Annotated in this window: 6 protein-coding genes and 1 pseudogene; 3 read left to right on the top strand and 4 right to left on the bottom strand. The window is 59.0% G+C overall.

Going from position 1 to position 7,422, the window contains the following annotated elements; all coding sequences use genetic code 11:
- Both CHB75_RS07010 and CHB75_RS21620 read right to left on the bottom strand, forming a co-directional pair.
- Nucleotides 1–531, bottom strand: a pseudogene (locus CHB75_RS07010) (IS5 family transposase); the annotation flags it as partial.
- Nucleotides 532–745: 214 nt separating this feature from the next.
- Entirely contained in the window at nucleotides 746–901 is a 156-nt protein-coding gene (locus CHB75_RS21620; protein WP_176439073.1) for a hypothetical protein, read from the bottom strand.
- A gap of 267 nt (nucleotides 902–1,168) precedes the next feature.
- Here CHB75_RS21620 and CHB75_RS07005 point away from each other — a divergent pair, with 267 nt between their 5' ends.
- Entirely contained in the window at nucleotides 1,169–1,840 is a 672-nt protein-coding gene (locus tag CHB75_RS07005) for a TetR/AcrR family transcriptional regulator (RefSeq protein ID WP_089269813.1), read from the top strand.
- A 132-nt stretch (nucleotides 1,841–1,972) separates the two neighbouring features.
- On the opposite strand, the gene CHB75_RS07000 is transcribed toward CHB75_RS07005, so the two are convergent.
- Nucleotides 1,973–2,839: an alpha/beta fold hydrolase gene (locus CHB75_RS07000; RefSeq protein ID WP_089269812.1), complete on the bottom strand. Its 867-nt coding sequence runs from the start codon at nucleotides 2,837–2,839 to the stop codon at nucleotides 1,973–1,975.
- A 125-nt stretch (nucleotides 2,840–2,964) separates the two neighbouring features.
- Nucleotides 2,965–4,335 (bottom strand): M20/M25/M40 family metallo-hydrolase, encoded by a 1,371-nt coding sequence (locus tag CHB75_RS06995; protein WP_089269811.1) that lies wholly within the window; start codon nucleotides 4,333–4,335, stop codon nucleotides 2,965–2,967.
- Nucleotides 4,336–4,778: 443 nt separating this feature from the next.
- Between CHB75_RS06995 and hemA the strand changes: the two genes are divergently transcribed.
- A complete protein-coding gene (hemA, locus tag CHB75_RS06990) occupies nucleotides 4,779–6,002 on the top strand; it encodes a 5-aminolevulinate synthase (protein ID WP_089269810.1) in 1,224 nt (407 codons plus the stop codon).
- Nucleotides 6,003–6,131: 129 nt separating this feature from the next.
- Nucleotides 6,132–7,367, top strand: a complete 1,236-nt coding sequence (locus CHB75_RS06985; protein ID WP_089269809.1) for a helix-turn-helix domain-containing protein — start codon at nucleotides 6,132–6,134, stop codon at nucleotides 7,365–7,367.
- The last annotated feature ends 55 nt before the right edge of the window (nucleotides 7,368–7,422 follow it).

Raw genomic sequence — 7,422 nt, 5'->3', positions numbered from 1 at the left:
CCATGACCAGATCGAACCCCAGATAATCCGACGTCTGGCCCGGCGTGATTTCGGTTCTCATAGGCAAGCCTGCTGCATTGACGCGGAGGTGGATCTTGGTTGTGAACCCACCTCTTGAGCGGCCAAAACCCTGTCGCGGAGTCCCCCTTTAGCGCCCGCTGCCTCCCTTTCGGGACATTGCTGGCGCAATACCCTTTCGGGCAGTGGATGATGAGCGCGGATCACGGTGCTGTCGATCATCTGCAGGGCATCCGGCACGGCCCCGCTCTCGTTCAGCGCGTCCATGATCTGCTCCCAAAGCCCCGCAAGCGTCCATCGTCGGAACTGTCGGTAGACACTGGACCACTTGCCGAATTCCTCCCGCAAGTCCCGCCACGGTGCGCCAGTCCGTGCAATCCAGAAAATCCCAACAAGAACAAGGCGATGGTTGTTGGGTTTGCGTCCGTTCCGAGCGCGGACGGTCAGGATGAAGTGCTCGAAGAACATCCACTCCTCGTCCGACATTAGGTCTCGTGCCAAGCTGATCTCCATTGCAGATACTAGCTTGAATCATGATCAGCTGAGGGTGGGAATCCCTTTTGTCAACACGTCCTAGCAGAGCAGCATCGAGTTTCACTCCGGGCAGGCCACGCGAGAATCTTCCGCCAAAAAACCAATAATTCGGTGTTGTGACCGAGGCGCGCACCGTCTCGGCGCACAATGGCATTGACTGCACCGACAGTCTGGGCGTTTTCGGACGGCCTGGTCAGGTGTGCGGAAAGGTGACGCTCAGCCCTCTGAAACCATCGCCCTCGATTTTCGAAAGGATTTCTTTCATGAGAAGATCGGGGTGTGAATTGGCCTGATCGATGAGGCTGTGGTAGTATTCCAAGCCATGGGCCTGACCTTCGGTCAAATGCATGTGCGAGGTCCGCGAGGCGGAACGCCGCCTCCCAGAACACTGCCAAACAGTCGCGTGCCGCCGCGTCGGCCACGCCTCCCCAAATCAGGTAATCAGGTTTTGGCAAAACACCGTCCCTCCTGTCTGGCATCCCGGGTATTTTAGAAGGGACGACTTCGGCTAATAAATGTTCGTCGCGGTTAAAAATTCTCGAACCAACACTCAGGAACGGCGGGACATTCCCGTGGAAGTTTTCTATGTTTGAATGTGAACCCCGGGAGGAGACTGATGAGCAAAGCGGAGATTTCCGAGGCTGTGGACCATGAGGATGTTCCGCGCCGCAGCTGGAAGCAGGACCCGGACGGGGTGCGGGCGAACATTCTGCAGGTCGCGCGCGAAGCCTTTGCCCAAAAGGGATTATCTGGCACCCGGATTGACGAAATTGCCGCGAGGACCTCGACGTCCAAGCGAATGATTTACTACTATTTCGGCGATAAGGAGGGGCTTTATCTCGAGGTCCTGGCTGACGCCTACCGCCGCACACGAGAGGCGGAAGATGCGCTTGAACTTGAAGGGCTTCAGCCCGAAGAGGCCCTTCGCAAGATCGCCGAATTCACCTTTGACAACCACCGCCGGTCACAGGATTTCATCCGTCTTGTGATGATCGAAAACGTGCATGAAGCCCGCCATATGCCAGGTTCGGTTGAAATGTCGGGTGAAAACTCTTCCGCGATCCGAATGCTTGAGGACATCTATGCGCGCGGGCTTGAGGCCGGAATTTTTCGCCCCGGACTCAGTGCGGTTGAGCTGCACTGGCACATTTCCGCGCTCAGCTATTTCAACGTGTCAAACCGCGCGACCTTTTCCCACATTTTTGGGGACGAATTGTTCAGCGAAGAGGGGCAGAATACCCTGCGCCGTCATGTCGGAGATATGATCCTGAGGCTGGTTCTGGTGTAAGCGATCCAAATGGGCGCGTTGCCGCGCCGTCGGCAGGACGGCGTGGTGACTGGCGCGGCAACACGTCGGTCAGGAAGAGGCTTCCCTGCATCATAGCGGTTGCCGGATAATTATGCTCTGGGGAGTTGGGTGTCAGATACTCGATAGAAAGGAGCGCAGGGCCGCTGCCGTTTCGGTTGGGGATTGATCGGGAAAGAAGTGCCCGCCCGGAATCGCAGCATGGCGCATATCCGCGAGACGGTCGGTCCAGGTGGCGGCTACATCCATCGCCTGTGCCATCGCGCCGTCCTGACCAAACAGGACCAGCGCGGGGCAGGCCACCCGGCGTTTCAGGTCTGCGGCGTCGTCGGCAAAGTCCACATCTATCGCCGCGCGGTAGTCGTTACACATCGCGCGGATGCTTTCCGGATGGCGCCAGGCCTTTCGGTAGGCCGCGAGTCGGGCGGGGTCAAAATCCGACAGCTGCGCCTTGCCAAAGCCCAGCAGGCAACGTTCAAAATAGCTGTCGGGGTCGTGGGCGATCATCGTTTCGGGAAATGACGCGGGCTGGGCCAGAAAGAACCAGTGGTAATAGGCGCGTGCGATTTCGGTCGTGAGCGTTGCCAGCATATGATGCGTAGGTACGATATCCATCACGGTCAGGCTTTGCACCGAGTCACGGAAATCCAGCGCCATCCGGTGCGCCGTGCGGGCGCCGCGATCATGTCCGACAAGGTGGAACGTAGAAAAACCAATATGTTGCATGAGGGCGTTCATATCAGCGCCCATATTGCGAAAACTCATTGCAGCCATATCAGCGGGTTTCGAACTTTCGCCGTAGCCGCGCAGATCGGCGCAGACGACGGTGAAATCCCGCGCCAGATCCTCGGCGATTGGCCCCCACATTGCGCGGGTCTGGGGAAAGCCGTGCAGTAACAGGACCGGGGGACCATCGCCCCGGATATCAAAGGCGATGGTCTGTCCGTTTATACTCAGGCTTTGCGTGTGCGGCTGTTTCATGTCCGGCCGAAGGTAATCAGATCCAGACCGGTCCCGTCAATCGCGGGACCGATGCTTTTGGTTTGTACCAAGGCCGAAACCGGCAAGGCGGGTGACATGCAAATGTCGCCCGTTCCAGATTGCATTCAAGTCAGCGCGGCCAGCACCCGGGCCCAGGACCGGATGCCTTTGTGAAAGCTTTCCAGATCGTACTTTTCGTTCGGGCTGTGGATCTGGTCGTCATCCTTTCCGAATCCGATCAGCATGGCGTCGGTGCCCAGTATTTTTTTGAAATGCCCGGCAATCGGGATCGATCCGCCGCAACCCACATAGGCCGCAGTCGCTGGCCATTCGTCCGAAAGAGCCGTGCGCGCTGCCTCAAACGCCGGATGGTCGGTCGACATGGTGGAGGCAGCAGAAGCGCCGTAGCTGTGAAACTCGGCACTGCAGTCCGCAGGGAGCTTGGACGTGACCCAGCCGCGGAAGCTTTCGCGGATGGTGAGCGGATCCTGAGTGCCGACAAGACGAAAGCTGATCTTGGCGCTGACCTTGGAGGGCAGCACGGTCTTGAACCCTTCGCCGGTATAACCGCCCTTGATCCCGTTGACTTCGCAGGTCGGACGCGACCAGATCATCTCCAGCGGGGAACGGTCCTGTTCACCGGCTGGAACGGAGAGGCCGACATCGCCCAGGAACCCGGCGTGATCGAACCCAAGGCCCTGCCACTGTTCCGCAATTTCGGGCGTCAGTTCCGGCACGCCGTCGTAAAATCCGGGCACTGTGATACGGCCCTGATCGTCATGGAGGCCCGCGATGATGCGTGACAAAACCCGGATCGGGTTCATCGCAATGCCACCGTACATGCCGGAATGCAGATCCTTGCTGGGGCCGGTGATCGTGACCTCTTCGCCCAGCAACCCGCGCAGCATCGTGACGATAGCAGGGCTTTTGCTTTGAAACAGGCCGGTGTCGCAGATCAAGGCAATGTCGGATTTCAGCTCTTCCGCATTTTCCTTCATGAAAGGCACGAGAGAGGGCGATCCGGATTCCTCTTCTCCTTCAAAGATGAAGGTGATCTTGCAAGGCAGCGTGCCGTTCACAGCTTTCCAGGCGCGGCAGGCCTCAACAAAGGTCATGAGCTGGCCCTTGTCGTCCGAAGATCCACGTCCCCGGATCACGCGGCCCTTGGCTGTGTCTTCGATCTGCGGATCAAACGGGTCGCGGTCCCAGAGCTCCAGTGGGTCCACCGGCTGAACATCATAGTGACCATAGAAAAGCACGTGTGGGCCGGGACCGTCGATATGGCCAACGACCATCGGATGACCGGCGGTGGGACGCTTGCTCGCCTCGATCCCGAGCGACTGAAGGTCCGCCACCAGCCAGTCGGCGGCAGTCTGGCAATCGTTCTTGAAGGTCGGATCGGTTGAAATCGACGGAATGCGCAAAAGGTCGAGCAGCCGGTCAGTGGCTGCGGCAAGATCGTCGTCGATGCGGTTCAGCACGGCGTCAAGGGACATGGGCAAAGCTCCTGTATTGGGATTTGCGCCGACGCTATCAGGCCGGTGTGCAGTGTCCAGAGGGGCGCGCATCGTTCTGGGACCCAGGCACGGTTGTAGCAACAGAACCTCTCAGGCAGACCGATCCGCCAGAGCCAGACCGCAGACGCCATGTCTGCTCGTCCAGGTAGCGTGCGACATGGTGCGGAGGATGCCCGGACTTTTCATCGAAAATAAAATCATATGGATACGCCCACTTTGGTATTGTGGTGCGTTGCTATAAAGTCCGGTACTGAGGGACCGCATTGCGGGTCTCCTTGATCCAGGTCAAGGCTGCGACACCTGGTCATCGGGTAGGGCGGTTGCCAGTGAGGAATGGACACGATATCCATTCACAAAGTTGAATACAGGTCGGGACGGTGGGGCAGGACCCTCGGGACAGGCCAAGTCGAAGGAGCTGCCGGGTGGATTACACCGAGAAACTTGATCAAGCGCTGGACCGTCTGCATCAGGAAGGCCGCTACCGCACGTTCATTGATATCGAGCGTAAGCAAGGCCATTTCCCCCATGCCACCTGGCGCAAATCCGATGGCTCTGAGACGCCGATCACCGTTTGGTGCGGCAATGACTATCTTGGCATGGGCCAGCACCCCGCGGTCATGGCCGCGATGCACGAGGCGATCGAGGCGACCGGTGCCGGGTCGGGCGGCACACGCAACATCAGTGGCACCACCGTTTATCACAAGCGCCTCGAGGCCGAGTTGGCCGATCTGCATGGCAAGGAATCCGCCCTGCTGTTCACCAGCGCCTATATCGCCAATGATGCGACCCTTTCGACCCTGCCCAAGCTGTTTCCCGGTCTCATCATCTATTCGGACGCGCTAAACCACGCCAGCATGATCGAAGGCGTGCGCCGCAACGGTGGGGCCAAGCGGATCTTTCGCCACAACGACGTCGAACATCTGCGTGAACTGCTTGCCGCCGATGACCCGGACGCGCCCAAGCTGATTGCTTTCGAATCGATCTACTCCATGGACGGCGATTTCGGCCCCATCGAAGCGATCTGCGATCTAGCGGATGAATTCGGCGCCCTGACCTATATTGATGAAGTTCACGCCGTCGGTATGTACGGGCCGCGCGGGGCTGGCGTGGCAGAACGCGACCGTCTGATGCATCGGCTTGATATCATCAACGGTACACTGGCAAAGGCCTATGGCGTCATGGGTGGCTATATCGCCGCCAGCCACAAGATGTGCGATGCGATCCGCTCTTACGCGCCGGGTTTCATCTTTACCACGTCGCTGCCGCCCGCGATCGCCGCCGGGGCCGCCGCCAGCGTGGCGCATCTGAAGCGCGACCCGGAACTGCGTGAAAAGCACCAGACTCAGGCGAAAATCCTGAAAACGCGGCTCAAGGCGATGGGCCTGCCGATCATCGACCACGGCAGTCACATCGTACCTGTGATCGTCGGCGACCCCAAACATACCAAGCTTCTCAGCGACATGTTGCTTGATGGTTTTGGCATCTATGTTCAGCCCATCAACTACCCCACGGTTCCGCGCGGAACAGAGCGGCTGCGTTTCACTCCGTCACCTGTTCACGGCCCGGCCGAGATAGACAAGCTTGTCCGTGCCATGGACGAATTGTGGTCCCATTGTGCGCTGAATCGCGCCGAACTGACGGCCTAAGCCTATCTTGCGTATATATTTCCTTGCGATGTGTTAATCTGGGGGGAATAAGAACGCGACTCGAATCGTATCGTTGCGCGTCATAGTGGCAGATTCGGGGCGAGTGATAGTGGATATAGGGCAGGCGGCATGATCGGGCGCAAACCTTCGCGCATTCCAATGGAACTGGAGTCGAAGCCGCGCAGCTTTGACGACTTCGAATTGCGCCTTGGCGATGTCATGCGGGGTGAACGCGCAACCTTGGGCAAAAGCCTGCTGGACGTTCAGCGCGAGCTGCGTATCAAAGCCAGCTATATTGCCGCCATTGAAAACTGCGACCCGACAGCCTTCGATACACCCGGGTTCATCGCGGGGTATGTGCGTTCCTACGCGCGTTACCTGGATATGGATCCCGAAGAAACCTTCACGACCTTCTGTTCTGAAAGCGGCTTTGCCACGGCTCACGGCATGTCGGAAAAAGCCAGCGTTATCAAAAAGCGAGACGATATTCCGCAAGCGAAAAAGGTCTCGGTACGTGACCCATTCACGCAGCCTGCGATGCCTTTCGCGCCCAGCGGGGATGCCTTTCTGTCACGGATCGAGCCGGGAGCCATCGGATCGACTTTGGTACTGCTGATGCTGATTGGCGGAATCGGTTTCGGGGGCTGGACCGTGTTGAAAGAGGTGCAGCGTGTTCAACTGGCCCCGGTTGAACAGACTCCGGTGGTGCTCTCGGATCTGGACCCGCTGGATTCCGCAGTGCAACCCAGCGAAACTGCTGAAACGACAGAGGCCGCCGGAGTGTTTTCTCCTCCGACCAACGAGGCGATGGATCGTCTCTACCGGCCTCAGGCGCTGGACGTGCCGGTGCTCGTGGCGCGTGATGCGCCGATATCGACGCTTGATCCACGCAGCGTCGGCGCTTTTGCCAGCGCTGCTACATCCGACCTCGACAAGGTTGTAACCCAAACCGCTGAAACGGATGCTACCGTCGCGATAGCTCTGGCCGAGGCGCTTGCCGCGCCCAATTCACCTCAGGTGCTCGAAGCCTCTGCGCCGGGTGTGACCATGATCGCGGTTCGCCCTGCGTGGGTGCGGGTGCGCGCTTCGGACGGTACTGTGATCTTCGAGGGCATCCTGAATGCCGGCGACACCTATCCGGTGCCGCAAACCGAAGACCCTGCCACCGTGCGCGTTGGCGAATCCGGCGCGCTCTATTTTGCCGTAAACGGGCAGACTTATGGCCCCGCAGGCGGTGACGGGTTGGTTACGACTGTCGAACTTGCAGTGGAACAGCTCACTTCGTCCTACAGCGTTGCGGCGATCGAATCGGATGGTGATCTTGCCCGGGTCGTGGCCGAATTGAACGCCCCGACGTCGAACTGAAAACAGCTGCCGTCGGCGGTTGATACCGGCACCATCCATCGCTACCTAATGGGGC

Source organism: Puniceibacterium sediminis, from assembly GCF_900188035.1.
Lineage (GTDB): Bacteria > Pseudomonadota > Alphaproteobacteria > Rhodobacterales > Rhodobacteraceae > Puniceibacterium > Puniceibacterium sediminis.
This window is presented reverse-complemented; position numbering and strand designations above follow the sequence as displayed.